The 23,511-nt window shown below is 64.4% G+C and carries 18 protein-coding genes and 1 tRNA gene; 4 read left to right on the forward strand and 15 right to left on the reverse strand.

Annotation, left to right across the window (positions count from 1 at the left end; genetic code table 11):
- Positions 1-2 precede the first annotated feature (2 nt).
- The 5 genes from FO013_RS08930 to FO013_RS08950 form a co-directional block, all read right to left on the reverse strand.
- Positions 3-845: a PDDEXK family nuclease gene (locus FO013_RS08930; RefSeq protein ID WP_143922187.1), complete on the reverse strand. Its 843-nt coding sequence runs from the start codon at positions 843-845 to the stop codon at positions 3-5.
- A gap of 327 nt (positions 846-1,172) precedes the next feature.
- Complete coding sequence (gene allB, locus FO013_RS08935; protein WP_143922188.1) at positions 1,173-2,552, reverse strand: allantoinase AllB; 1,380 nt, start codon at positions 2,550-2,552, stop codon at positions 1,173-1,175.
- Positions 2,553-2,794: 242 nt separating this feature from the next.
- The gene (gene gcl, locus FO013_RS08940; protein ID WP_143922189.1) at positions 2,795-4,591 is read right to left on the reverse strand and encodes a glyoxylate carboligase; all 1,797 of its coding nucleotides are present in this window, start codon (positions 4,589-4,591) and stop codon (positions 2,795-2,797) included.
- A gap of 116 nt (positions 4,592-4,707) precedes the next feature.
- Positions 4,708-5,589: a 2-hydroxy-3-oxopropionate reductase gene (locus tag FO013_RS08945; protein WP_143922190.1), complete on the reverse strand. Its 882-nt coding sequence runs from the start codon at positions 5,587-5,589 to the stop codon at positions 4,708-4,710.
- A gap of 44 nt (positions 5,590-5,633) precedes the next feature.
- Complete coding sequence (locus tag FO013_RS08950) at positions 5,634-6,446, reverse strand: hydroxypyruvate isomerase family protein (protein ID WP_143922191.1); 813 nt, start codon at positions 6,444-6,446, stop codon at positions 5,634-5,636.
- 307 nt (positions 6,447-6,753) lie between these two features.
- Between FO013_RS08950 and FO013_RS08955 the strand changes: the two genes are divergently transcribed.
- Entirely contained in the window at positions 6,754-8,316 is a 1,563-nt protein-coding gene (locus tag FO013_RS08955; RefSeq protein ID WP_143922192.1) for a nucleobase:cation symporter-2 family protein, read from the forward strand.
- 25 nt (positions 8,317-8,341) lie between these two features.
- Here the strand turns inward: FO013_RS08955 and guaD are convergent, their stop codons facing one another.
- The 8 genes from guaD to FO013_RS08995 form a co-directional block, all read right to left on the reverse strand.
- Complete coding sequence (gene guaD, locus FO013_RS08960; protein ID WP_143922193.1) at positions 8,342-9,628, reverse strand: guanine deaminase; 1,287 nt, start codon at positions 9,626-9,628, stop codon at positions 8,342-8,344.
- A gap of 41 nt (positions 9,629-9,669) precedes the next feature.
- Entirely contained in the window at positions 9,670-10,458 is a 789-nt protein-coding gene (gene xdhC, locus FO013_RS08965) for a xanthine dehydrogenase accessory protein XdhC (protein WP_186293027.1), read from the reverse strand.
- Entirely contained in the window at positions 10,455-12,872 is a 2,418-nt protein-coding gene (gene xdhB / locus FO013_RS08970; protein WP_143922194.1) for a xanthine dehydrogenase molybdopterin binding subunit, read from the reverse strand. The genes xdhC and xdhB overlap by 4 nt, the downstream gene beginning before the upstream one ends.
- Positions 12,869-14,353 (reverse strand): xanthine dehydrogenase small subunit, encoded by a 1,485-nt coding sequence (locus FO013_RS08975; protein WP_143922195.1) that lies wholly within the window; start codon positions 14,351-14,353, stop codon positions 12,869-12,871. The genes xdhB and FO013_RS08975 overlap by 4 nt, the downstream gene beginning before the upstream one ends.
- Before the next feature lie 229 nt (positions 14,354-14,582).
- Positions 14,583-16,058 carry an NCS2 family permease gene (locus FO013_RS08980; RefSeq protein WP_143922196.1) on the reverse strand — a complete coding sequence of 492 codons (1,476 nt, stop codon included), beginning with the start codon at positions 16,056-16,058 and terminating at the stop codon, positions 14,583-14,585.
- 400 nt (positions 16,059-16,458) lie between these two features.
- Positions 16,459-16,546 (reverse strand) — tRNA-Ser (locus FO013_RS08985).
- Between the two features lie 71 nt (positions 16,547-16,617).
- Positions 16,618-17,082 (reverse strand): tRNA adenosine(34) deaminase TadA, encoded by a 465-nt coding sequence (tadA, locus tag FO013_RS08990; protein ID WP_143922197.1) that lies wholly within the window; start codon positions 17,080-17,082, stop codon positions 16,618-16,620.
- Positions 17,083-17,156: 74 nt separating this feature from the next.
- Positions 17,157-17,711 (reverse strand): tRNA adenosine deaminase-associated protein, encoded by a 555-nt coding sequence (locus FO013_RS08995; protein ID WP_143922198.1) that lies wholly within the window; start codon positions 17,709-17,711, stop codon positions 17,157-17,159.
- A gap of 78 nt (positions 17,712-17,789) precedes the next feature.
- On the opposite strand from FO013_RS08995, the gene upp reads away from it, so the two are divergent.
- From upp to FO013_RS09010, 3 genes are all read left to right on the forward strand, one after another.
- On the forward strand, positions 17,790-18,428 hold the full coding sequence (gene upp, locus FO013_RS09000) for a uracil phosphoribosyltransferase (protein ID WP_143922199.1): 639 nt from the start codon (positions 17,790-17,792) through the stop codon (positions 18,426-18,428).
- 282 nt (positions 18,429-18,710) lie between these two features.
- The gene (locus tag FO013_RS09005; RefSeq protein WP_143922200.1) at positions 18,711-19,538 is read left to right on the forward strand and encodes a winged helix-turn-helix transcriptional regulator; all 828 of its coding nucleotides are present in this window, start codon (positions 18,711-18,713) and stop codon (positions 19,536-19,538) included.
- An 88-nt stretch (positions 19,539-19,626) separates the two neighbouring features.
- Positions 19,627-20,568 carry an endonuclease/exonuclease/phosphatase family protein gene (locus FO013_RS09010; protein WP_143922201.1) on the forward strand — a complete coding sequence of 314 codons (942 nt, stop codon included), beginning with the start codon at positions 19,627-19,629 and terminating at the stop codon, positions 20,566-20,568.
- A gap of 47 nt (positions 20,569-20,615) precedes the next feature.
- Here FO013_RS09010 and FO013_RS09015 read toward each other — a convergent pair whose 3' ends face one another.
- Together FO013_RS09015 and FO013_RS09020 are read right to left on the reverse strand one after the other, a co-directional pair.
- Positions 20,616-21,803, reverse strand: a complete 1,188-nt coding sequence (locus FO013_RS09015; protein ID WP_143922202.1) for a MarP family serine protease — start codon at positions 21,801-21,803, stop codon at positions 20,616-20,618.
- A gap of 8 nt (positions 21,804-21,811) precedes the next feature.
- Positions 21,812-23,470, reverse strand: coding sequence for a PrsW family glutamic-type intramembrane protease (locus FO013_RS09020; RefSeq protein ID WP_313900579.1), 1,659 nt, complete (start codon positions 23,468-23,470; stop codon positions 21,812-21,814).
- Positions 23,471-23,511: the final 41 nt, after the last annotated feature.

Consider the following 23,511-nt stretch of genomic DNA (forward strand, 5'->3'; position numbering starts at 1 on the left):
GTTTAGCGTGCGACAACTCGTTCAGCCACGATCCGCTTGATGTCCTCAAAGGGCGCCACGAGGAAGAGCTGCTTCCATGTCAGATGAACGACCCTGTACCCGAGTGCGACCAGTTGCGCATCACGAACCTTTTCATCCTCAAGCGCCTTCCGAGGAGTTCTGGGACCCATGGAGTATTTCGCGAGGCCGTCCACCTCGATGATCACCTTCGCCGCACGATGACAGAAGTCGACACGGGCGAATACATGTCCGTTCCGGTCCCTGAACTCCACCTGCGGATCAAATCCACCTATGCCATGTTCGAAGAATCGTGCGGCGGCGACTGACTCTGCCGGTGACTCGCGCCGCGCATCCGATAGATCCAGCGCACAGCGCGCTCTCCTCTGAGCACGTGCTGCGTCGCGTTCCGCGAAGGCTGTCCGAATCTCTTCCATCGATGTCAGCCCCCGACTCAGAGCATGATCGATCATCGCCACCGCCGTTGCCAGTTCATAGGTCAGCGCGACGTCGACAATGGTCCGTTCAAGCGTTGTCACCCTGTAAATGCCGATCGTCATGACGTCCCCGGGCATCAGAGGTACGTTTCGGACTCGAAGATGACGATGCTTGCGCGAAGCGCCGCGCCTGATGACCTCCACCCGCTGTTCGGGAACGACGACAATCGGAAGCCCGTGGATGAGAGCGGCTGAGAGATGTGAGAAGACTTCGCGTCGCCGCTTCGACCGCCCTGCTGACTCTTCCTCGTTGACCTTCTCTGCTCGAGCGCGCACTAGGGCCTTGAGATACTGCTCAGCGTCTCTGCGGTCATTGAAGAGCTCGAATTCCTGGGCATGTCCCTCACGCACAGCAGCCCAGATGCCTTCATGCTCGACTTTCTCGCACGTTCGCTCGACCGCATAGCGACCCCGAGCGACTCGGCGGACACAGCATCGTTCAGCTCGCGCCAGCTCTCGTTTGGTGAATCCAGAACGTAACAGTCGCGCCGTAGTCATTATCGAATACATACTGCAGATAATGACAACAAACAGCACCATTCGCCACATCAACGTAAAAACTGTGGATAAACCTGTGGATGACGCCGGCAATGAATCGACAAAACCTCCCCGACGTCACTAATCACTCGCGGCGCCGGGCGCAAATAGTGACGTCGGGGAGGTTTAGGGAGGCGGGCCTCAGCGGGCGCGGAGGAGGCGGCCCTGGGGCTCGTCGAAGTCCACGGGTGCGCCGCGGAGGATCGTCTGCTTGACGGCGCCGCGGACGGCACGCGTGTCGTAGGCGCTGATCTGGTTGCGGTGGTAGAGCTCTGCGGCGTGAACAGTCCACTCCTCATCAGGGGCGAAGACTGCGAAGTCCGCGTCGTTGCCGAGCGCGATAGCGCCCTTGTTCTTCACTCCGGCCACGGATGCGGGGGCACTGGACATCCAGGCCACCACCTCGGCGAGGTCGATTCCGCGCTTGGCGGCCTCGGTCCACACGAGCGAGAGGCCCAACTGCAGGGAGGAGATTCCGCCCCAGGCCGCACCGAAGTCACCGGTGTCGAGGAGTTTGAGCTCGGCCGTCGAGGGCGAGTGGTCGGAGACGATGCAGTCGATCGTGCCGTCGACGAGCCCCTGCCACAGCGCTTCGCGGTTGGATTCCTCGCGAATCGGCGGGCAGCACTTGTGCGTCGTCGCGCCGTCCGGGATCTCCTCTGCGGTGAAGACGAGGTAGTGGGGGCAGGTCTCGACGGTGAGCTTCACACCCTCGGCCTTGGCCTCCGCGATCTGAGGCAGCGCGTCTGCCGATGACAGGTGCAGGATATGGGCGCGGGCGCCGGTCTCGCGGGCGGCATCGATGACGCGGGCGATCGCAACGTTCTCGGCCTCACGCGGGCGGGAGGCGAGGAAGTCGCTGAATTTTCGCCCTGAATTCTTCGGGGCGTCGGCCATGACCGAGTGGTCCTCGGCGTGGACGATGAGCAGACCGTCGTACTTCGCGAGTTCCGCCAGGTCGGCACAAAGCTCTTCGGGCTCCAGCGGCGGGAACTCGTCGACCCCTGAGTCTTCGAGGAAGCACTTGAAACCGTAGACGCCGGCATCGAAGAGGGGTTTGAGGTCACCGGTATTGCCGGGGATTGCTCCGCCCCAGAAACCCACGTCGATGAATGCCTTGGACGCCGCGACCTGGCGCTTGATGCCGAGTGATTCGACGTTGACCGTCGGCGGCAGGGAGTTCAGCGGCATGTCGACGATCGTCGTCACGCCTCCGGCGGCTGCGGCGCGGGTGGCGCTGGCAAAACCCTCCCATTCGCTGCGGCCGGGGTCATTGACGTGCACGTGCGAATCGACGAGGCCCGGCAGCAGCACCTGTGAATCGTCGAGCTCGACGACCCGTGCATTCGCCGAGGTGCTCCCGCTCAGTCCAGCTCCCTCGGTGGCGATCTCGACGATTGCGCCCTCACGCACACCGACTTCGGCGGCGCTGACACCCTCGGGCAGAACGGCCCGCTGTGCCCTGATGACCAGGTCAAAAGCTTGGTCGGCGGCCTGTGTTCCGGCGTCATCGACGTTCATGCATCCTCCTCATTCACCCAACCGGGGACGGCCGGGGCAGTTCACCCGGCGATACCAGCCGGGGCCGTAATCCTCGGCATCTGAGCCGAGGATGTCATACAAGTCCCCGAGGGGTCGGAATCGTGCATCCGACTCCCTCGGGGTCATGGTATACCAATTGTGACCTGGCCGACATCGAGCTCTTCGACCGCGAGCTCTTTGACGGCGAGAGCCGACAACATCGGGTCCCGTCGACCCGAAGCCTACTTCGCCGCGGCCAGTTCGCCCATCGGCGTCAGCGCCGTGGGCGCATCGGCCGGAGTCTGGGCAAGGACGTCGAACTCATTGATGCTGTCCAGTGCCGCTCCCATCGAGATGTTCGTGACGCGCTCGAGGATGACCTCGACGACAACGGGCACCTGGTGCTCGTCCATGAGTTCCTTGGCCACCCGCAGGCCCTCACCGATGAGCTCCGGATCCTCGACGCGCAGCGCCTTGCACCCCAGCCCCTGCGCGACGGCCACATGGTCGACCCCGTAGCTCGCGGCCTCTCCCGAGGAGTTGATGTTGTCGAAGGCAAGCGACACCTGGTAATCCATGTCGAAGCCGCGCTGCGACTGTCGGATGAGCCCCAGGTAGGAGTTGTTGACGACGACGTGCAGATAGGGGATCTTGTGCTGTGCGCCGACTGCCAGCTCCTCGATCATGAACTGGAAGTCGTAGTCACCGGAGAGCGCGACAACCGTCTCCTCCGGCTTGGCCTTCGCCACCCCCAGCGCAGCCGGTCCGGTCCACCCCAGAGGCCCGGCCTGACCCGCGTTGATCCAGTGGCGCGGCTTGTAGACGTGAAGCATCTGCGCACCGGCGATCTGGCTCAGGCCGATCGTCGACACATAGGTCACGTCCTCGTCGAAGGCGGAGTTCATCTCCTGGTAGACACGCTGCGGTTTGATCGGCACTTCGGTGTAGTTGGTCTTGCGATGCTCGGTGGACTTGCGCGCCGTGCACTCGCCGGCCCAGCCGGTGAAGTCCGGCAGGCTCGCAGCCTCAGTCCGACCGCGTGCCGCGGACAGCAGCGCATCGAGCGCGGCACCGGCATCGGAGACGACACCGTAATCGGGTGAGAACACACGCCCGATCTGCGTGGGTTCGATGTCGATATGGACGAACTTCCGACCGTTGCGGTAGACCCCGAGGTCACCGGTGTGACGGTTGGCCCAGCGGTTGCCGATGCCGATGACCAGATCTGACTCCAGAAATGTGGCGTTGCCGTAGCGCACGTGGGTCTGGATGCCGACCATGCCCGCCTGCAGCGGGTGGTTGTCGGGGATCGTGCCCCATCCCATCAGCGTCGGGGAGACCGGGATCGAGGTCGCCTCGGCGAATTCGACGAGCTTGTCCGCGGCATCGGCGTTGAAGATTCCGCCGCCGGCGATGATGAGTGGGTGCGACGCGGCGGCGATGAGGTCGAGGACCTTCTCCGCCTGCGCCGAGGTGGCCGCTGGTCGCACAGGCACCAACGGCTCGTAGGTGTCGATGTCGAAGTCGATCTCGGTCTGCTGGACGTCGATCGGCAGGTCGATGAGGACCGGGCCGGGCCGAGCCGAGCGCATGAGCTGGAAGGCCGACTGGAAGACGCCGGGGACCTGCCCTGCCTCGAGCACGGTCTTGGCCATCTTGGTCACGGGCTTCGCGATCGAGGCGATGTCCACTGCCTGGAAGTCTTCCTTGTCCAGGACCGCGACGGGAGCCTGTCCGGTGATGCACAGGATGGGCTGCGAGTCCGCGGCTGCGGCGTAGAGGCCGGTGATCATGTCGGTCCCGGCAGGGCCCGAGGTGCCGAGGCAGATGCCGATGTTCCCGGCCGCCGCCCGCGTGTACCCATCGGCCATGTGTGAGGCCCCTTCGACGTGGCGGGCCAGCGTGTGGCGGATTCCGCCGTGGGCCTTCATCGCTGAGTACAGCGGGTTGATGGCCGCGCCCGGCAGGCCGAATGTCTGGGTAGCGCCTTCCTTTTCGAGGATGAGCACCACCGCGTCAACTGCGCGCATACGTGTCATTGTTCTTCCTTCGCTCAAGCGGCCCACGTTCGAGCGGACCGGGTTCAGCGGCCCGCCATGGGCCGAGTTCAGTGAGCCGGCGACGACGCTGTCGCCGGCTCGGTTCGTGGTGGTGTCTACTTCTTCCCTGAGAGCTGCTCGACGACGGTGAAGAGGCCCGAGTGGTCGAGTCCCCCATTGCCCTGCTGGACGGTCGAGGCGACGAGCTGCGCGACGGCCGATCCGAGTGGGATCGCGACGCCGGCCTCGCGGGCTGCGGCGGTGACGATGCCCATGTCCTTGTGGTGCAGCGCCAGTCGGAACCCGGGGTCGAAGGAGCGGTCGAGCATCTTCTGCCCCTTTTGCTCGAGGACCTTCGATCCGGCCAGTCCCCCACCGAGGACCTGCAGCGCCGAGGTGGTCTCGACCCCGTAGGCCTCAAGGAAGACGACTGCCTCGGCGAGGAGTTCGATGTTTCCCGCGACGATGAGCTGGTTCGCGGCCTTCACGGTCTGGCCCGACCCAGAGGGCCCGACGAGGACGATTGTCTTGCCGACCGCGTCGAAGACATCGGCTACCGCATCGAAGTCAGCCTGTGCGCCGCCGACCATGATCGACAGTGCGCCGTTGATCGCTCCTGCCTCACCACCGGAGACCGGTGCATCGAGAGGCTTGAGTCCCTTCTCGGCCGCCTGATCGGAGAGGCTCTTGGCAACGTCGGGACGGATGGTCGAGTTGTCGATCCAGTACGCGCCGGCCTCGGCGTGGGCGAGAATTCCGTCCTCGCCGGTCAACACGTCTTCGACGTCCGGGGAATCCGGGACCATGGTGATGATGACGTCGGCACCGTCGACCGCCTCGGCGATGGTGCCTGCGGCCTGGCCGCCCGCTTTTGCGAGTTCGGCGGCCTTCTCGGGTGAGCGGTTGTACCCGCGGACGGTGAAGCCGGCGCCGACGAGATTCTTGGCCATCGGCAGGCCCATGATTCCGAGTCCGATGAATGCGATTGTCTTGCTCATGTTCGTGTCCTATCTGGTGCGGAAAGCTGGAGGTGGAGGCAGATTCAGTTCGCGAGCCATTCGAATGCGGTGGCGCGGTCCTGCTTGTATTCGAGGGCGATGGAGCCGGTGTAGCCGAGTTCGTAGGAGCGGTCGATCCAGTCCTGCAAGGGCAGCTCGCCCGTACCTGGTGCTCCGCGGCCGGCGGCGTCGGCGATCTGGATGTGTCCGAACTTCGCGGCGTCGGCTTCGATGACTGCGGCCACGTCGTCGCCGTTGATCGACATGTGAAAGAAGTCGGCGAGGACGGCGATGTTGGCAACGCCCTGAGCACGGACCCGCTGGACCACCTCGGCGGCATCTGAGGCGCGCTTGAGCGGGTAGTCATCAGCTCCGGAGACGGGCTCGACAAGGACGGTTCCCTCGATGGCGGCCACGGCGTCGGCCGCGAACTTGAGGTTCTCGAGCCCGACCTCGTCCTGCTCCTCGGGCGCCTGGCCTTCGGTGCGCAGACCGTAGAGGGCGTTGAAGGCTCGGCAGCCTGTACGGCGGCCGATCTCGACGACGATCTCGACGTTGGCCGCGAAGTCCGCTTCTGCGCCCTTGATCGAGACCATGCCCCGGTCGCCGGCGGCCATGTTCCCGGCCCAGAAGTTCAGGCCCCTGAGTTCGACTCCGGCCTTGTCGAGTGAGGCGATGAACTCATCGACCTCCGCCGAGGTGGGCCTCGGGTTGCCGTCGAAGGGCCACCAGAACTCGACCTGGCTGAAACCGGCGTCCTTGGCGGCCTGAGCCCGCTCCATCACGGGCAGTTCGGTGAGCAGGGTGGAGCAGTTGAGGATGTAGCTGTCGGCATTGGTGAAATCGAATGTCGTCATGGGATTCTCCTTCGCGTCTCTGCGAGTGCGGATTCATTGTTTTCCGTATTGTGGAAATTACTTTCCGTTTTATGAAATCAAGCATAAGCAGGCGATAGAGACGGAGTCAACCCTCCAGTGCGGGTAAGTCAGAAATCTTCGGAACCGGCTCGCCGCCAGGCATTTGCCCCCAGCGCCGAAACCAGCTAACCGAATCGCCTATTTGACTTCACGGAAAAAGAGGCAGAACGTAGTGCACATCACACTTTATGGAAGAGTGAATCCACGATACGGAAGAGTAATGAGGCTTACTCCGGAAGGTTGAGATATGACCGATAATTCGACGACGAAGTCCCTCCCGCCCGGGTCCAAGCGACCCGAAGACGCATGGCTCCCTGTGCCCAAGCTCTTCGCCTACGGGCTCCAGCATGTCCTCACCATGTACGGCGGCATCATCGCGGTGCCCCTCATCATCGGCAAGGCAGCCGGCGTCGACGGCGACCAGCTCGTCGCCCTGGTCACCGCCAGCCTCTTCGTCGGCGGCATCGCCACGCTGATCCAGAGCATCGGGATCCCGCTGGTCGGGTCCAAGCTGCCGCTCATCCAGGGCGTCTCCTTTGCCGGTGTCGCGACGATGCTCGCCATTCTCACCGGTGGCGGCAGCCTCAGCGACATATTCGGCGCGGTCATCGTCGCCAGCATCATCGGCTTCGTCGTCGCTCCGTTCTTCGCGCGGATCATCCGCCTCTTCCCACCTGTGGTCACCGGGGTGGTCATCACGGCCATCGGTCTCACGCTCATCCCGACAGCGGCCGATTGGGCCATGGGCGGCGATGAGGCCGCTGCGGACTACGGTTCCGTGCAGAACATCGCCCTGGCCTTCATCACCTTCGCCGTCATCCTGTTGCTGAGCAAGGTCGGCTCGGCCGCCATCTCGCGGCTGTCGATCCTGCTCGGCCTCGTCATCGGCACGGGCATCGGTGCCGCCATGGGCATGACTGATTTCTCCGGAGTCGGGCAGGGGGCACCCGTTGCGATCCCAGGCCTGCTTCCCTTCGGCGCACCGAGCTTCGACCTCGCGGCGATCGGGTCGATGCTCATCGTCATCCTCGTGATCAAGACCGAGACTGCGGCCGATGTGCTGGCCGTCGGCGAGATCATCGGCACCCCGGTCGACAAGAAACGGGTCGCGGCCGGTCTGCGCGCTGACATGGCCTCATCAGTCATCGCACCCTTCTTCGGCTCCTTCACCCAGTCGGCCTTCGCGCAGAACGTGGGACTCGTGGCGCTGACCGGAGTCCGCTCCCGCTTCGTCGTCTCTGCAGGCGGCGTCATCCTCATTCTCCTGGGGCTCATGCCCGTGCTCGGTCAGGTCGTTGCTGCGGTGCCGATGCCCGTCCTCGGAGGCGCCGGCTTCATCCTCTTCGGAACCGTCTCGGGATCAGGCATCCGCAATCTCAAAGAGGTGAAGTTCGACGGCAACATGAACCTCATCATCGTCTCCGCATCCCTCGCCTTCGCCCTCGTGCCCGTGGTCAAGCCCGACTTCTACGAGCACTTCCCGGCCTGGGTGCAGACGATCCTCCACTCGGGAATCTCCTCGGCCGCGATCATGGCGGTGCTGCTGAATCTCCTGTTCAACGAACTGAGCTTCGGAAATTCGACCAACCCTTCCGTCTACGCAGCGAAACCGGCACGCTTCCTCACACCCTCGAACCTCAAGGATCTGCGCGAGGGCGATCAATTCATCGACGGAGTCTTCGTCGACTGCGACGGCGAGGAGATCCCACTCGTGCCCGATGAGCAGGCCCAGGAGATCCAGGCCGCAATCGACTGCGGGGACATCGTCGACACCGCCGACGTGAAGCAGGTCGCGCACCGCCGTTCCTGACGAAGGCTCGCCCCCGGACGAGGGCTCAGTCCTTGACGAGCTGACCGTCGACCCACACTCGGGCGATGTCGGCCGGAGTCCCCATGGCGAAGATCTTCGCCAAGGCGTCGTCATCGCTGCTGGCGTGCTCCAGCCCCACGGCCAAGGGCTCGCCAGCGCTCGGCTGGATGTAGGCGGCGTCGAAGCGCTTGCCTACGGACAGGTCCCCGACCTGATCTGACAGTTCCAAGGCCTCGGCGCCGGCGGCCGTTGCCAGGTGCAGAAGGTGTGCTGAGCCCAGCGGCAGTCCGCCGGACGGGTCCAGCTGCTGCATGAAGTAGGCCTGGACGCCCTCCTTGAGGAGGGAGAATCCTGTCCCCGCTCCCACATCGGAGCCGAGTGCCACACGAACCCCGGCCTCGATGTGTCGGCGCAGTGGGAAGAAGCCGCTGGCCAGATTCGAGTTCGATGTCGGACAGTGCGCCGAGGCGGCCCCCACTTCTGCCATCCGCGCCAGTTCGCGATCGCTCGGATGGACGTTGTGGGCCAGAACCGTCTGCCTCCCCAGCAGTCCTGCCCGATCGTAGGTGTCGAGGTAGTCGAGTGCCTCAGGGAACATCTCGGCGACACCGGCAATCTCGTCGCGGTTCTCATTGAGGTGAGAAGTCACCCAGATGCCTGGGTTATCCGCCACCAGCTGGCCTCCGGCAGCCAACAGCTCCTGACCCGCTGAGAACGAGAAGCGCGGGGTCACCGCATACCGGAGATGGCCCTTCCCATGCCAGCGATCGATGAGGTCCTGGCTCTCGGACACGGATCTCTCCACGCTCGTCAGCAGCGTTTCTGGGAGCATCTTGTCACTGGTGACCAGTCCCGATGTGATCCGCAGACCGATCTCGGCGGCCTGGGTGAAGAAGGAGTCCATCGCGGTGGCGAAGTGAGAACCGAAGACCATCGCCGAGGTGGTCCCCGCCGAGGTCAGCCCGGTGAGGAACTCGCCGGCCACGACTGCCGCATAGGCCTCGTCACCGAGCTTGGCCTCTTCGGGCAGGGCACAGTGGTCGAGCCACTCGAGCAGCGGCTTGCCGAGGTAGCCGATGGCGCGGACCTGCGGGTAGTGGACGTGGGTGTCGATGAGGCCGGGGATGAGGACACCGGCACGGAGGTCGACCACCTCGGCGTCGGGATGGCCTGAGACCGCACTCGCAAAGTCGGTGCGGGCGATGATCAGTCCGTCATCGACGACGAGAGCGACGTCCGAGTCGGAGCGCAGGGTGCCCCCGGCGAAGGGGCTGGTCGGTGTGTCGAAGACACGGGCGCGGCAGATGAACATGGTGGTGCTCCTTGCAGGTGAAGAATGATGAGGTCAGTGGTTCAGACCATGCGGCTCAGCAGGTCGGCGGCGACGCTGAGAGCGATCGTCGCCGGCTGCTTGCCGGGCAGGTCGGGCAATCCGATGGGGCAGTCGATGGTGTCAACAGTCTCGGGCGTGTGGCCTTCGGCGATGAGGTTCTTCCGAAACCGCTGCCATTTGGCGCTCGAGCCGATGAGCCCGATGGAGCCGAGGTCACCGCGGGTCAGCGCCGCATCGCAGAGGTGAAGATCCTCGGCGTGGTCGTGGGTCATGATGAGTACATGGGTGCCCGGGGGCAGCCCGAGGAGCACCTCTTCGCCGATGACGGCGAACTCGCGATGGACCTGGGCCACAGGCGGCTCCAGCCGGTCGAGCTCCTCGAGGTGCTCGGGACGGGAATCGCTGACGTGGACGTCGATGTCGTGGCGGGCCAGGATACGGGTCAGTTCGAGTCCGATGTTGCCGATCCCGAAGATCGCCACCGAGGCGGGAACGGGCAGCGGTTCGAGCAGAACGCTGACCTCTCCCCCGCAGCATTGGCGTCCGTATCTGGCCGGTGCCTTGTCGTTGAGCCGCAGCGTGAGCATCTCGGGTTCGGACTCCGACTCGGATGCGAGGATCTCGCGGGCGCGGGTGACGGCCGTCATCTCCAGATTGCCGCCGCCGATGGTCCCATGCAGGTCATCGGCGGTGACGATCAGCTTCGCTCCGGCCTCGCGTGGGGCGTGCCCGCGAACCGAGGCGAGAGTGACGAGGACGGCCGGCACCCGAGACTTCCGAAGCTCGGCCGCTGTGTCCATCCACGTCATGATGGGACACTGAGGCCTTCCGCTGCCGTCGCGGCAGCAGCATCCCCCGATGCAGCCGCGTCGCCGATGACAGGTGCGCGCACCGATTCGATGGCCCAGAACACGGCTTCAGGTGTCGCCGGTGACGCCAGCTCAACCGATGGACCGTGGGCGCCGAAGGTCTCCGAACCGAACGCGGCCACGGCACCCCGCAGGGCCTCCCTGACCGAGAAGGCGAGCATGAGCGGGGGTTCGCCCACAGCTTTGGAACCGTAGACGGCGCCCTCTTCGTGCGCCTTGTCCAGCAGCGAGACGTTGAAGACCTCCGGGGCCTCGGAGAAGCTGGGGATCTTGTACGTGCTCGCGGCCTGGGTCGCCAGGCGCCCCCGGCTGGGCTTGTCTGACTCGTCCCACCGCAGGTCTTCCAGGGTCAGCCATCCGGCGCCCTGGACGAATCCGCCCTCGATCTGGCCGAGGTCGATCAGCGGTGAGAGAGAATCGCCGACGTCATGGACGATGTCGACCCGACGCAATCTGTAGGAGCCGTCGAAGCGGTTGACTTCGACCTCGCTCGCTGCCACTCCGTAGGCGAAGTATTTGAAGGGCTCGCCGGTCATGATCGACAAGTCCCAGTGCAGCCCCTCGGTCCGGTAGAACCCTGAGGCCGAGAGCTGGATCCGCTGGAAGTAGGCGGCGTTGATGAGCTCTTCCCAGGCAATGGTCTTCTTCGAAGACAGCGCGCTGACGATGCCGCGGGTGACGCTGACCTCGTGCGCGGGTGCTCCGAGGATCCCGGCGGCCACCTGTGTCAGGCGGCCCAGAATCTGTTCACAGGCGTCTTTGACCGCACCGCCGTTGAGGTCGGTGCCGGAGCTCGCCGCCGTCGCCGAGGTGTTGGGGACCTTATCCGTACGCGTGGGCGCCAGCCGCACCGTGGACAGAGGCACACCCAACGTCGTGGCCGCGACCTGCAGCATCTTCATGTGCAGGCCCTGGCCCATCTCGGTGCCGCCGTGGGTGACGAGGACAGAACCGTCCTTGTACACGAGCACGAGTGCACCGCCCTGGTTGAAGGCCGTGAGGTTGAACGAGATCCCGAACTTCACCGGGGTCAGCGCGAGTCCGCGTTTGACGTTCTCGCTGCCCGCGTTGAACTGGTCGATCTCAGCTTCTCTGGCCTCCACCTCGGCGGTGGACACGACCTGGTCCCAGGTCGCCTCCATCCGCTCGGGGTGACGCACAGGCTGGTAGTACGGGGTGTCCTGTCCGGCGGTGTAGAAGTTGCGGCGGCGAAGCTCACGGGCGGATAGGCCCAGCTTCGGAGCGACACGGCCGAGGATGTCCTCCATCACCAGCATGCCCTGGGGGCCGCCGAACCCGCGGAAGGCGGTCTGCGAGGTCTTGTTGCACTTGGCAATGCGACCGGCCACGCGGATGTTGGGCACCCAGTAGGCGTTGTCGATGTGGCACATGGCTCTGGTGAGCACGGGCTCGGACAGGTCGAGACTCCACCCGCCGTCGGCGGTCAGCGTGGCATCGAGGGCGAGGATCTTGCCCTCGGCGGTGAAGCCGATCTTCCAGGACGAGTGGAAGCCGTGGCGTTTGCCGGTCATTGTGATGTCGAGCGTGCGGTTGAGCCGCAAGCGCACCGGGCGACCGGTGAGCTTCGCGCCGAGGGCTGCGAGAGCCGCGTACCCGTGGGGCTGCATCTCCTTGCCCCCGAAGCCGCCGCCCATGCGCAGGCACTGCACGGTCACCTCGTGGGCGGGAACCCCGAGGACATGGGAGACGATGTCCTGCGTCTCGGTGGGGTGCTGCGTCGAGCACTGGACGAAGATCTGCCCGCTCTCGTCGACCTGGGCCAGTGAGGCCTGGGTCTCGAGGTAGAAGTGCTCCTGGCCGGCGAACTCGAATTCGCCTTCGAACACGTGTGCGGCATCGGCGAAGGCTCCGGTGGCGTCGCCCTTGTCGATGACGGGCTGGATGCCGTGGAAGCTCTCCGCCTCGATCGCATCCCTGACGCTGACCAGGGAGGGCAGCGGATCGTAGTCGACGGTCACGGCTGCTGCCCCGGCCTTCGCCGCTTCGAGATCGTTGCCGAGAACCCAGACGATGGGCTGGCCGAAGAACATGACCTCGTCGACGGGAAGCATCGGCTCGTCGTGCTTGACGCCCTGGTCGTTGACACCGGGAATGTCTGCGGCCGTGATCACGCGGACGACTCCGGGCACCTCGTAGGCGGGCGCGATGTCGACGGATTTCAACGCGGCGTGTGCCTGAGTGGACTGCACCGGGTAGGCGTGGAGGACTCCGGCGAGGCGCCCCACGAGGTCATCGGTGTAGAGGGCGGCTCCGGTGACGTGGCCGAAGGCGCTTTCGTGGTGGTGGGACTCACCGACGATGGGGTCGGTGGGGCGCTGTGAGAGCTGGCTCATCGTCCTGCCTCCTGTTCGGCATAGAAACGTTCCAACGAGGACCGCAGCATCGCGGTCCGGTATTTCGCACTCGCCCGGTGATCATCCATCGGGGTGCCCTCGGCGGCGAGGGTCTCTGCGGCGCCGTGCACGGTCTCAAGCGTCCAGGGGGAACCTTCCAGCAGAGCCTCGGTGGCGTCAGCGCGCAGCGGGGTGGCCGCGACTCCACCCAGTCCGATCCGAGCCTTGGTCACGATCCCGTCCTCGACACTCACGGCGTAGCCGATCGCGACCGAGGAGATGTCGTCGAAGCGACGCTTCGCGATCTTCTGGAACGAGGTCATGGGTGCCAGGGGCAGCGGGATCCGGATCGCGGTGATGAGTTCCCCGGCAGCGCGGACGGTCTGCCGGTATCCGGTGAAGTACTCGGCCAGGTCCACGACCCGTGACCCCTGCACCGAGGTGAGCACGAGCTGTGCATCCAGGGCCAGGAGTGCCGGTGGGGTGTCGCCGATGGGTGAGCCTGTGCCGAGGTTGCCGCCGATGGTGGCGGCGTTGCGGATGAGTCGGGATGCGAACTGCGGGATCAGTTTGCCCAGCAGCGGGATCGAGCCGGCGAGTTCACGTTCGAGTTCACTCAGGGTATGAGCCGCACCGAGTTCGATATGGTCCTCGGTCCGGCGGATGCCGCGCAGTTCTGGCAGGCGATCGATGGCGAGCATCGATTTGGCGCGTGCCCCCTTGATGTTGACCTCGACGCCCCAGTCGGTGGCGCCGGCGACGACGAGGGCCTCGGGTTCGGCGGCCAGGATGTCGAGCGCCTCGGCGAGGGTGGACGGGCGACGGTAGCGTCCTGGTTCACCGGTGGCCGTATCGGCTCGGTGGATATCGGTGCTCGCCGAGGTGGGTGCCGGGTTCTGCCGACGCCGTGCGATCGTATCGCCGGTTTCGGGCTGGCCGAGGGCGTAGGCTGCGTCGCGGATGGGGCGGTAGCCGGTGCAGCGACAGAGGTTGCCGGACAGGGAGTGGATGTCGAAGCCGTTGGGGCCGCAGTGGTGGTCGGCGGCGCTGTTGCCTGTGGCAGCGGCGGCATCGTCGGCACGTTCGGGTCGGTAGTATTCGGCGGCCATCGAGCAGATGAAGCCAGGGGTGCAGTATCCGCATTGGGATCCGCCGCGCACGGCCATCTCCTCCTGGACGGGATGGACGGACTCACCGTCGGCGAGGCCTTCGGCCGTGATGACCTCCTGGCCGTCGAGTGCCGCGGCCGGCAGCAGGCACGAGTTGATCGAGGTCCAACGGGTCGTCCCATCGGCGTCGGGGCGGGCGACCATGATCGCGCAGGCCCCGCATTCGCCTTCGGCGCAGCCTTCCTTGGCTGCGGTGAGGCCGACTCCGCGAAGGAAGTCCAGAGCATTGGTGTGTGGTGGCCCGTCGAATTCGTGAACCGTTGAGTTCACTGAGATCTGGGCGGTGGAACGTTGAGTTGCCGGAGCAGACATCGCACTTACCTCCTGCGCCTCGTCTATGCGGCGCACAGTGCATGGTTAGAGCATTTGCTTCATTCTTCGAAACTTCTGGTTATCCATGCGAACAGCAGCGAAGAACGTGGTGTCGAGTTGACGTGGTGACCCGGTTGGCTGGGTGACCCGTCAGTGCAGCGACTGACGGAGCCTCAATCGCCGTGTGCGATCTGGCCCTTTCCCCAAGCAAGATGTCCAATCATTTCACTCATCCACCTAACATAGCTGAAATCGGGCCGCGAACGAAGTACAGCACGAATCCAGCTGACACGACCCAGAGGAGCCAGTGAACGTCCCGGCCGCGCTTGCTCATCGCGTGGATGAGGGCCCAGGAGATGAATCCGACGCCGATTCCGTTGGCGATCGAGTAGGTCAGCGGCATCGTGACCATGGTCAGGAACACCGGCAGCGAGGTGCGGAAGTCGCTCATGTCGATCTCGCGGATCTGCGTGACCATCATGGCGCCCACGACGACGAGCGCGGCGGCTCCGGCTTCCATCGGGATGACGCCGATGAGCGGTGCGAAGAACATCGACACCAGGAACAGCACACCCGTGATGCAGGCGGCGAGTCCGGTTCGAGCACCTTCGGCGATACCTGCCGCTGCGTCGACGAACACGGTGTTCGACGAGGCGGACGCTCCACCACCGGCAACTGCACCGATGCCCTCGACGATGAATGCACCGCGGATACGGGGGAACATTCCGTCTTTGGTCTGCAGCCCTGCGCTGCGGGCGAGGCCGGTCATGGTGCCCATGGCGTCGAAGAAGTTCGTGAACACCAGGGTGAAGACGAGCATCGTGGCAGCGAGGACGCCGATGCGCTCAAAGGACCCGAACAGGTCGAAGGCTCCGATGAGCGAGAAGTCGGGCAATGCGACGACCTGACTGGGTATCTCGGGGGCGGCGAGGTTCCAGCCCACCGGGTCCGGATTGACCGGGTCGCCCACGGTTCCCAGCTTCGCGAAGGCCTGGATGACCATCGCGACGATTGTGGCCACGATGATGCCGATGAGTATTCCGCCCGGAACCTGGCGTGCGACGAGAATGCCGATGAGGATGAGAGCGAAGACGAACACCAGCGTCGGCAGAGATGCAATCGACCCGTCCTGTCCCAGCTGGACGGGAGGCCCGGCCGGGGTGCGGGTGACGAAGCCGGAGTTGACGAAGCCGATGAACGCGATGAACAGACCGATTCCGACGGTGATCGCGACCTTCAGGGCGTGGGGCACGGCGTTGAAGATCGCGGTTCGGATGCCGGTGGCTCCGAGGACGACGATGATGACACCATTGATGACCACGAGCCCCATGGCTTCGGCCCAGGTGACTTCCTGGACCACGGAGACGGCCAGGAAGCTGTTCATGCCCAGCCCCGCGGCGAGTGCGAAGGGGAGCTTCGCGACGACGCCGAAGAGGATCGTGATGACGCCGGCGACGAGGCCGGTGACAGCGGTCAGTTGGGCGAAGTCGAGCGCCCCGCCCGCGACATCCTGGGAACCGCCAAGGATGAGCGGGTTGAGGACGACGATGTAGGCCATCGCGAAGAAGGCGACGATGCCTCCGCGGATCTCCTGTTTGACCGAGGATCCGCGTGATGTGATTTCGAAGAATCTGTCGAGCAGACCGGGACTCCCGCTGCTGTTGTCAGCGGTCTTCGTGTCCCGCTGTTGGTCGTTGTCAGCCATTTTCATGGACCACCTCAAGTTGTTCGATTTGATCAGTCGGCAACATCATCGTTGGCGACCATGCGCCTTGAACATGCGCAGAGAAACGGACACAGCTTCCACAACAGTAATTTCTTTTCGCATCATGGAAAGACACTTCCGTTCCGACTGACCAGTTAAGTCCGTTTTGCATAATGTGTCAACGATCACAATCTGATCACGCTGCCCGATCAAGGACAGTTCGCCCGTGTCGACCACACGCAATCATCGCAAACGACATGGTCGATTCCGTCATCGGGGTGGTGGTCCGCGGCCCTCGGAGGCGGGGTTCGGCTGCAGGAGGATCATCGCCCGTCTCCGCGCACAAAAATGCCTGAGGCGCGATATCGTTTGCACACGATATCGCGCCTCAGGCTCAACGCGGTGGCGGTGGGATTTGAACCCACGGTAGGGGGTTACCCTACACAACATTTCGAGTGTTGCACCTTCGGCCGCTCGGACACGCCACCGCGGACAACATTACAGTCAGCCCCAGGCGGCGTCCAAATCGAGCGGGCGTGACCTGAGCCACTGTGCTGACTCACTCCGTCGACGTGCTTCGACCAGCGGGTTCCCCTCGTTTCGCGGCGAAGAAATCACTGAGCAGGTTCCGGCACTTCGTGGCCGCAACCCCGGAGTAGACCTCCGGGTGATGCAGCGCGGCGCGGTCGCGCAGCAGATCCCAGACAGACCCGGCCGCACCGGCCTTCTCATCGAATGCTCCATAGACGATTCGCGCAACCCGGGACCCGACGACTGCACCTGCACACATCGCACAGGGCTCGAGGGTGACGACGAGGGTAGCGTCATCGAGACGCCACCGTCCGGTCGCCTCGGCGGCATTGCGCAGTGCCATGAGCTCGGCATGCCCGAGCGGATCCTGATCGACTTCGCGTCTGTTGTGACCACGCCCGATCACCGCACCATCAGCGCTGAGCACCACAGCCCCGACGGGAACGTCGTCATGCGCACTCGCCAGAGCCGCCTCGGCGAGGGCGAGTGCCATCCAATCCTGGAAGTGCGCGTGGGCACCGAAGCCGAGATCCGCACTCCCCTCCGCCGAAGCCTCCTCCGGTGAGCTCAGCGGGCGGCCTGGAGCTGATCGGCGAACCCGACGGTCTCACCGACGTGGGCTACGACGCGGGCAGGGTCCGAGCGGTACTTCTCCACCTGCTCGATGAGGTCGGCGGGCAGGACTCCGCGGTCGGCGTAGATCTCCGAATCGCCTCCCCATTCGGCGTCGACGTCGAACTCGAGCATCGCAATCTCTTCATCCTCGGCGTCGTCATCGGTCTCGGCGACAGCATCTTCTTCGAGACCGAATTCCTCCTCCGGCTCGGCCTCATAGGCATCTGGCTGCGAATCGAGGAAGTCGGCGAATATATCTGCGAAGGGGCTGAGCTCGACTGCACGCAGGTCAGACAGGAAGACTTTGATCTCGTTGTTCTCGCAGACTCGCACGAGGCCGAACCATTCGTCCTCGTGCTCGATGACCGCGACCGACTCGCCGTCTTCCGAGCCGGCCGCCTGCATCATCTCAACAAGGCTGTCGAGATCCGAGGCATCCCGGACATCGACATCGAGCGCACGAAAACCATCGCTAGTTTCGGCAAGGATCTCAGTGAAGTAGGACATGCTCCTATTGTGACTCCTCGGCCGAGCAATCACCACAGCTCCACGCGCGAAGATGAAAAGTTCCGTACCATTTCCCCTATGCGCCTTCATGTAGCCGATCACCCGCTCATCGCCCACAAACTCAGCGTCCTACGTGACCAGAGCACGGATTCTGCTCGCTTCCGTCAGCTCACCGAGGAGCTCGTCATGCTCCTCGCCTATGAGGCCACCCGCTCGGTTGCGGTCGAGGACAAGGAGATCACGACCCCCGTCACCACGTTCACCGGCACCCGTCTGGCCGAACCGCGCCCGGTCGTCGTGCCGATCCTTCGCGCAGGCCTGGGCATGCTCGACGGCATGCTGCGCATCCTCCCGACCGCCGAGGTCGGCTTCCTGGGGATGGTCCGCGACGAGGAGACATTCGAGCCCAGCGCCTACGCAGATCGTCTGCCCGATGACCTCAGCGGTCGGCAGATCTTCGTCGTCGATCCGATGCTGGCTACGGGTGGGACCTTGGCCATGGCCATCGATTTCCTCCTCGCCCGAGGCGCAAGGGACGTCACGGCGGTCTGCCTCGTCAGCGCCCCAGAGGGCGTCGCGCGCATTGAGAAGGACTACGCGCAGTCGGCGGATGTCGAGATCTACACGGCGGCACTCGACGAGAAGCTCAACGAGAAGGGCTACATCGTCCCCGGGCTTGGCGATGCCGGTGACCGAATGTACGGAATCGTCGACTGACCGAGGCCGGATGACGCCGGATGACGAACTATTCGGCGTCATATTTCGTCACACTCGTCTCATTTTCGAGCTTTCCTTTGCAACCGGCGAGTTTTGTGACAAATAATGAAGACATGACTTCTTCGACGCACCCGACGCGAATGTGCTCCGCAGGCATGTGTATGCCCTGCGTTCGTTGTCGGTGACCGTCCCTCCGCTGTCCGGCTTCGAACGAGTACACGCAGACTCCGCAGCGGACTCATTCAGTCACAACGGCCTGACAGGTCGAAGCAAAGGACAGCCATGTCGAATCCAGAACCAGCGTACGCACATCCACGCAGCGCAGCTGCCATCCGTCGCGCAGGAGCCCGGTTGAGTGCAGTAGATCCGCAGAACCCGCCCCACACCTTCGGCCCCGCCGGCGTCGTGCCCTCTCCGAAGGCAGCCCGCGGAATCATCGTCTACGTCGGCCTTGATGAGTCTAAGGCGGCGGCCGATGGGACCAACCTCTCTGCAATCGCCGGTGAGCTGCAGGCCTACGCGAGGGAGCTGGCCTCCCAGGCCGAGACCCAAGCGGTCATCGCTCTGGCACCTGAGGGCCGCGGCAACGACATCGATGCCGTTCGTGCCGTGGCCAACGGCTCCCCCGCCGCCACGGGCACCCCGGCTGGATCACACGGCCCGGTCCGCTCGCGCATTCCCAACCGGATCCATCCGCCGACCCTGCGCCGCGAGTCCGAGCAGGGCGTCGGCGAAGCCGCCCCCACCGGCGGCTTCGGATCCCGATTCGATGGGAACTTCCAGAACAGAACCGCCGAGCGCCTGCGCATCGACATCCCCCGCCGCGAGGTCCGCATCGACGGCGATCTCATCGATGTCACCACCAAGGAATTCGACCTCCTGGCGACTCTCGTATCTCATGCCGACTCCACGCTGCCCCGTGAAGATCTCATCACTGCCGTCTGGTCGGGGGGCGAAGTCCCTGATGAGAGGACTGTCGACGTGCACATCCGACGCCTGCGCCGGCGTCTGGGAGAGTACTCTTCGGTGATTCGGACGATGAGGGGCTCCGGCTACCGCTATGACACTCACCCCGATGTCACAGTGTGGTCCGCGACCGCCCACCGGTGACTGATGCCTATTCTTGGGCGAGAAAGTGAGCCACGTCGCATGGCTCGCCCAGCATGAGGACAGACTCAACGGTTAAGATTCTTAATCGATGAACGAGGAATATTCTCAACCCAGGAAAACGCATAGCCCGGCCAAGGGGATCACCGCACTGATCTTCGGCATCGCCTATGCCGCATTTCTCCTGCTCCACCACCTGTTGCCGACCAGAATGGGCATTGCGCTGCTCATCGAGAGCATTCTGCCGTGGACGGGAATCTTCCTGGCCCTGGTCCTGCTCATGTTCCTCATCCGCTTCTCGCTGCTCTCAGCAATCGGCTTCCTGGTGCCGACGGTGGTCTGGGCGTCGATGTTCGGCTCCGCGGTGATTCCGGCGAGCGACAAAGGCGACCCGGATATCACCGTCGCCACGCACAATGTGGGTGCCAGGTTGTCCGAGCCCACCGCAGCGGCGAAGAATCTCGTTTCCGCTGACCCCGACATCGTCACGATTCAGGAGCTCGAGTCCCTGTCGGGCAAGATCATCCACAAGGAGCTCGATTCCTCGTTCCAGCATTCGCAGGTCGTCGACACGATCGGCGTGTGGTCGAAATGGCCGATGTCCGCACCCGAAGAGGTGGACCTGGGACTGCAGTGGCCTCGTGCCTTCGCCACAACCGTCTCCACAGACCACGGCGACATCAGGTTCTACTCCGTACACATGCCTTCGGTGCGACCTGGTCACGAAGCCATGCGCAATGCCGCAATCCGCAGGTTGGCCACAGAGGTCGAAACCGATGAAGCCGAGCATGTCATCGTGGCCGGTGACTTCAACACCGCAACGACGGATACCAACTTCTCGACTCTGTCTCCCCCGCTTGAGGATACGCGGGTCGAAACCGGCGGCGGATTCGGATTCACTTGGCCTGCCCGCCTGCCCGTCACCCGGCTCGACCATGTCCTCTATCGCGGGTTCGAAGCCACCTCCGACGAAGTGCTCGACCGCGGCTCGAGTGACCACCGCGCCGTTCTCGCCGGCCTTGACGTGAAGTAGTTCGTCAGACTTGACGTGAAGCAGTTCTCGTATTCCTGCGCGCTGCCTCAGCCGGTGCAGTGTCCTGTCGGCTCCGGAGTCCGGTTCTGTGCTCCTGCTTGCAGCTCGTCGCTGATCTCCGCTCGCGTGAGGGCATACCCTGTCTCCTCATCGGTGGCGGACCTGGCGAAGACCATCCCCACCACGTCACCGTTCGCGTCGAGCAGCGGACCTCCCGAGTTTCCTTCACGGACGATTCCACGCACCGAATACACCTCTCGCACCACTGAGCCTGAATCGTAGATGTCGAGGCCGCGCGCGTCGATCTTCTCCCGCACTCGCGAAGGAGAGATCGTATAAGGCCCGTTCTGAGGGAACCCGGCGACTACGGAGTCATCTCCCGGTCCGAGCCCGCTGCCGAATTTGAGGGCGGGAGCATCGAGCTCGGGAACCCGCAGGACGGCCACGTCGGCCTCGGAATCGAATTCCACCACCTCGGCGGAATACGGCCTGCCCTTACCGCCGACCTGGACGGCCAGGTCCGTTGAGCCTGCAACGACGTGGGCGTTGGTGGCGATGAGTCCGTCACTGTAGACGAACCCCGAGCCCTCGGATCCTGTCGTGCAGGTGGTGGCAGTCGTCGTGACCTTGACGACGGATTCCTCCACACCACGACCGACGTCGACCATCGCGGAGTCGGGCTCCCCGACGCCGCGGATCTGCTCTGTCTGCCCCGAGAATACTTGCGGGAAACCTGTTGCCTCGAGACCCTGGGAGATGTCACCCAGAGCGATCTGTGAGGAGTACGGGATCGTCTTGTCAACGGCCGCTATCACGGTGGAGTCTGCGACCCATCGGTTCGGCTCGACCCACGGTGTGGTCCGAATGAAGCCCGCCGCCAGCCAGATGACGAGGACGTAGACGACGCCCGCGGTGACTGTGCCGCCGATCGAGTCGATGCCCTGCCCGAGTTCAGAGTCCATGGATCGTTTGATCCACACGCCGACCCCGTTGCCGGCGAAGGCGAACAGAACGCTGAGGACGAGCGGCATCGATGCGAGGAGGATGACGACACCGGGATTCTCCATGACCTGCGTGCCTTCGCTCAGGCGTTCGATCAGGGGTGAGAGCAGTCTGCCCACGATCCAGCCGACCACGAAGCCGGCGACGGTGCCGAGGCCGATGATGAAACCCTGGCGGAACCCGGAGAAGAGCGCAGCGATCCCCAGGACGATGATGACGACGTCGACGAGCATCACGAGACTCAGCGCACCACGCTTCCCGATGCGGCAAGAAGGCGATCGCGGGCGGAGGCGAACTTCTTCAGCTGGAAGCTCTCGATGTCACGTTCCTTCTGCCCGCCGACTCCGGCGAGGAGGCGCATGCGCGTGGTCGAGAGATCTCCGGAGGTGCGGATCATGGTGCGCATCTCCTCTTTGCCGCCGGGGAAGGAATCGGCCCAGCGCTTGCCGAATTTGCGTCCCTTCCAGGTTGCGAGCATGTCGACTTCGGAGTGAGTCATCCATCCCGTGTTCGCGTAGTCGCCGAGCATGTTCTGTGTGTGGAGTCGCTCGCTGCGCCGCAGAAGTATCCCGAGCACAATCCAGCAAGTGGTGAATATGAAGCTGAGGACGATGAGACCGATGATCGACGCGATGCCGTTGATCTGGCCCAACCCGGTCATCGTTCCGTTCCAGACGGCGTGCAGAAGCATGCCGACGAGAAGGCCGGGCAGCCACATCAGGACAATCGCCCACCATTTCCACTTGCGGGCAGCGAAGCCGATGGTCACGCCAGCACAGGTGCAGAACACAGTGTGCAGCAGCGGTGAGCACAGGCAGCGGAGGATGAATGTTCCCAGGAGGTCCCCGCCGCTCTGTTCCCAGGCTCCGCCGAGGTAGAGGACGTTTTCGGTGAAGGCGAAGCCTGCGCCGATGAGGGCTCCGTAGACGAGTCCGTCGAGGGGACCTTCGAAGTGTCGCCGAGCGGCGAGGACGATGACGACGAGCAGCACGGTCTTCGTCGTCTCTTCGACGACCGGGGCCTCGACGACTGCTCCGTAGGCATCGGGCAGACTTCCGACGCCGGCTAAATAGAGTGCGACCTTGCCGACGATGGAGAATACGAGCGTGAGGGTGACGGCAGCGACGGCACCCCAGAGGAGGCAGAGGCCGAGGATGATCTTCGGCTGCGGCTTCCATCGGTCGAGCCAGAGCACATAGGCGATGATTCCGATCAGCGGTATCGCCGACAGCGCGACCAGGGCGAAGAGCCTGAGACCGAAGCTCAGTCCCCCGAGAAGAGCGAGAACCAACAGCCCGATGAATAGCCCGACCACAGCAAGGATGGCGATGACCAGACGGATGATGTTGGCGGTCGACCCGGGCTCTTCCTCAGGCTGAGATTGGCGCACGGCGCCGGTCCATGGAGTCTCCGAAACCACCTGCTGAGGCGCCTGCAGGCGCGCGCGGACCCGCATCTCCTGGGTCACGGTCGGGGCGAACCGCGCCTGTTCGTAGACGCGTCCCGGCATCGGCGGCTGGCCATACATCGGCGGCTGGCCCATCGGGGCGCCGAGGTGGGGGTTGCCCTGGCCTTGTGGCGCGGGGTTCATCCCCGGTTGGGGAATCTGCCGCGGCGGCACATGAGAGCCTGGCACCTGCGAACCGGGACCGGGCTGCTGCGGTCGCGGCCGAAACCGGTCGTTGTTCGGGCGCTGTGGCGGTGGGACTTGTTGTGGCGGCCCCTGTGGCGGCCCCTGCATCGGTACTTGCCCCTGCTGCGGCATCCCTTGTTGAGGCGCCCCGTTGAGGTTCCGGGGGTCAGCGACCCGAGGCGGTTGCGCGCGCGGGGGCACGGAATTGCCCAGGTGCGCGTTCTGCTGCGAGTCGGGGCTGTTTCCGGGGCCCGCCTGATGCGACATATATCGTCCTTCTTGGTATGGAATTCACCGCCTCGCCAAGT

This window comes from Brevibacterium aurantiacum (assembly GCF_007558825.1).
GTDB classification, from domain to species: Bacteria; Actinomycetota; Actinomycetes; order Actinomycetales; family Brevibacteriaceae; genus Brevibacterium; species Brevibacterium aurantiacum_A.

Bases quoted from the DNA above. Each gene is read 5' to 3' on its own strand.
- allB (WP_143922188.1), bottom strand. From the start codon at position 2,552: ATGAACGTCGATGACGCCGGAACACAGGCCGCCGACCAAGCTTTTGAC.
- gcl (WP_143922189.1), bottom strand. From the start codon at position 4,591: ATGACACGTATGCGCGCAGTTGACGCGGTGGTGCTCATCCTCGAAAAG.
- FO013_RS08945 (WP_143922190.1), bottom strand. From the start codon at position 5,589: ATGAGCAAGACAATCGCATTCATCGGACTCGGAATCATGGGCCTGCCG.
- FO013_RS08950 (WP_143922191.1), bottom strand. From the start codon at position 6,446: ATGACGACATTCGATTTCACCAATGCCGACAGCTACATCCTCAACTGC.
- FO013_RS08955 (WP_143922192.1), top strand. From the start codon at position 6,754: ATGACCGATAATTCGACGACGAAGTCCCTCCCGCCCGGGTCCAAGCGA.
- guaD (WP_143922193.1), bottom strand. From the start codon at position 9,628: ATGTTCATCTGCCGCGCCCGTGTCTTCGACACACCGACCAGCCCCTTC.
- xdhC (WP_186293027.1), bottom strand. From the start codon at position 10,458: ATGACGTGGATGGACACAGCGGCCGAGCTTCGGAAGTCTCGGGTGCCG.
- xdhB (WP_143922194.1), bottom strand. From the start codon at position 12,872: ATGAGCCAGCTCTCACAGCGCCCCACCGACCCCATCGTCGGTGAGTCC.
- FO013_RS08975 (WP_143922195.1), bottom strand. From the start codon at position 14,353: ATGTCTGCTCCGGCAACTCAACGTTCCACCGCCCAGATCTCAGTGAAC.
- FO013_RS08980 (WP_143922196.1), bottom strand. From the start codon at position 16,058: ATGGCTGACAACGACCAACAGCGGGACACGAAGACCGCTGACAACAGC.
- tadA (WP_143922197.1), bottom strand. From the start codon at position 17,082: ATGGCACTCGCCCTCGCCGAGGCGGCTCTGGCGAGTGCGCATGACGAC.
- FO013_RS08995 (WP_143922198.1), bottom strand. From the start codon at position 17,711: ATGTCCTACTTCACTGAGATCCTTGCCGAAACTAGCGATGGTTTTCGT.
- upp (WP_143922199.1), top strand. From the start codon at position 17,790: ATGCGCCTTCATGTAGCCGATCACCCGCTCATCGCCCACAAACTCAGC.
- FO013_RS09005 (WP_143922200.1), top strand. From the start codon at position 18,711: ATGTCGAATCCAGAACCAGCGTACGCACATCCACGCAGCGCAGCTGCC.
- FO013_RS09010 (WP_143922201.1), top strand. From the start codon at position 19,627: ATGAACGAGGAATATTCTCAACCCAGGAAAACGCATAGCCCGGCCAAG.
- FO013_RS09015 (WP_143922202.1), bottom strand. From the start codon at position 21,803: ATGCTCGTCGACGTCGTCATCATCGTCCTGGGGATCGCTGCGCTCTTC.
- FO013_RS09020 (WP_313900579.1), bottom strand. From the start codon at position 23,470: ATGTCGCATCAGGCGGGCCCCGGAAACAGCCCCGACTCGCAGCAGAAC.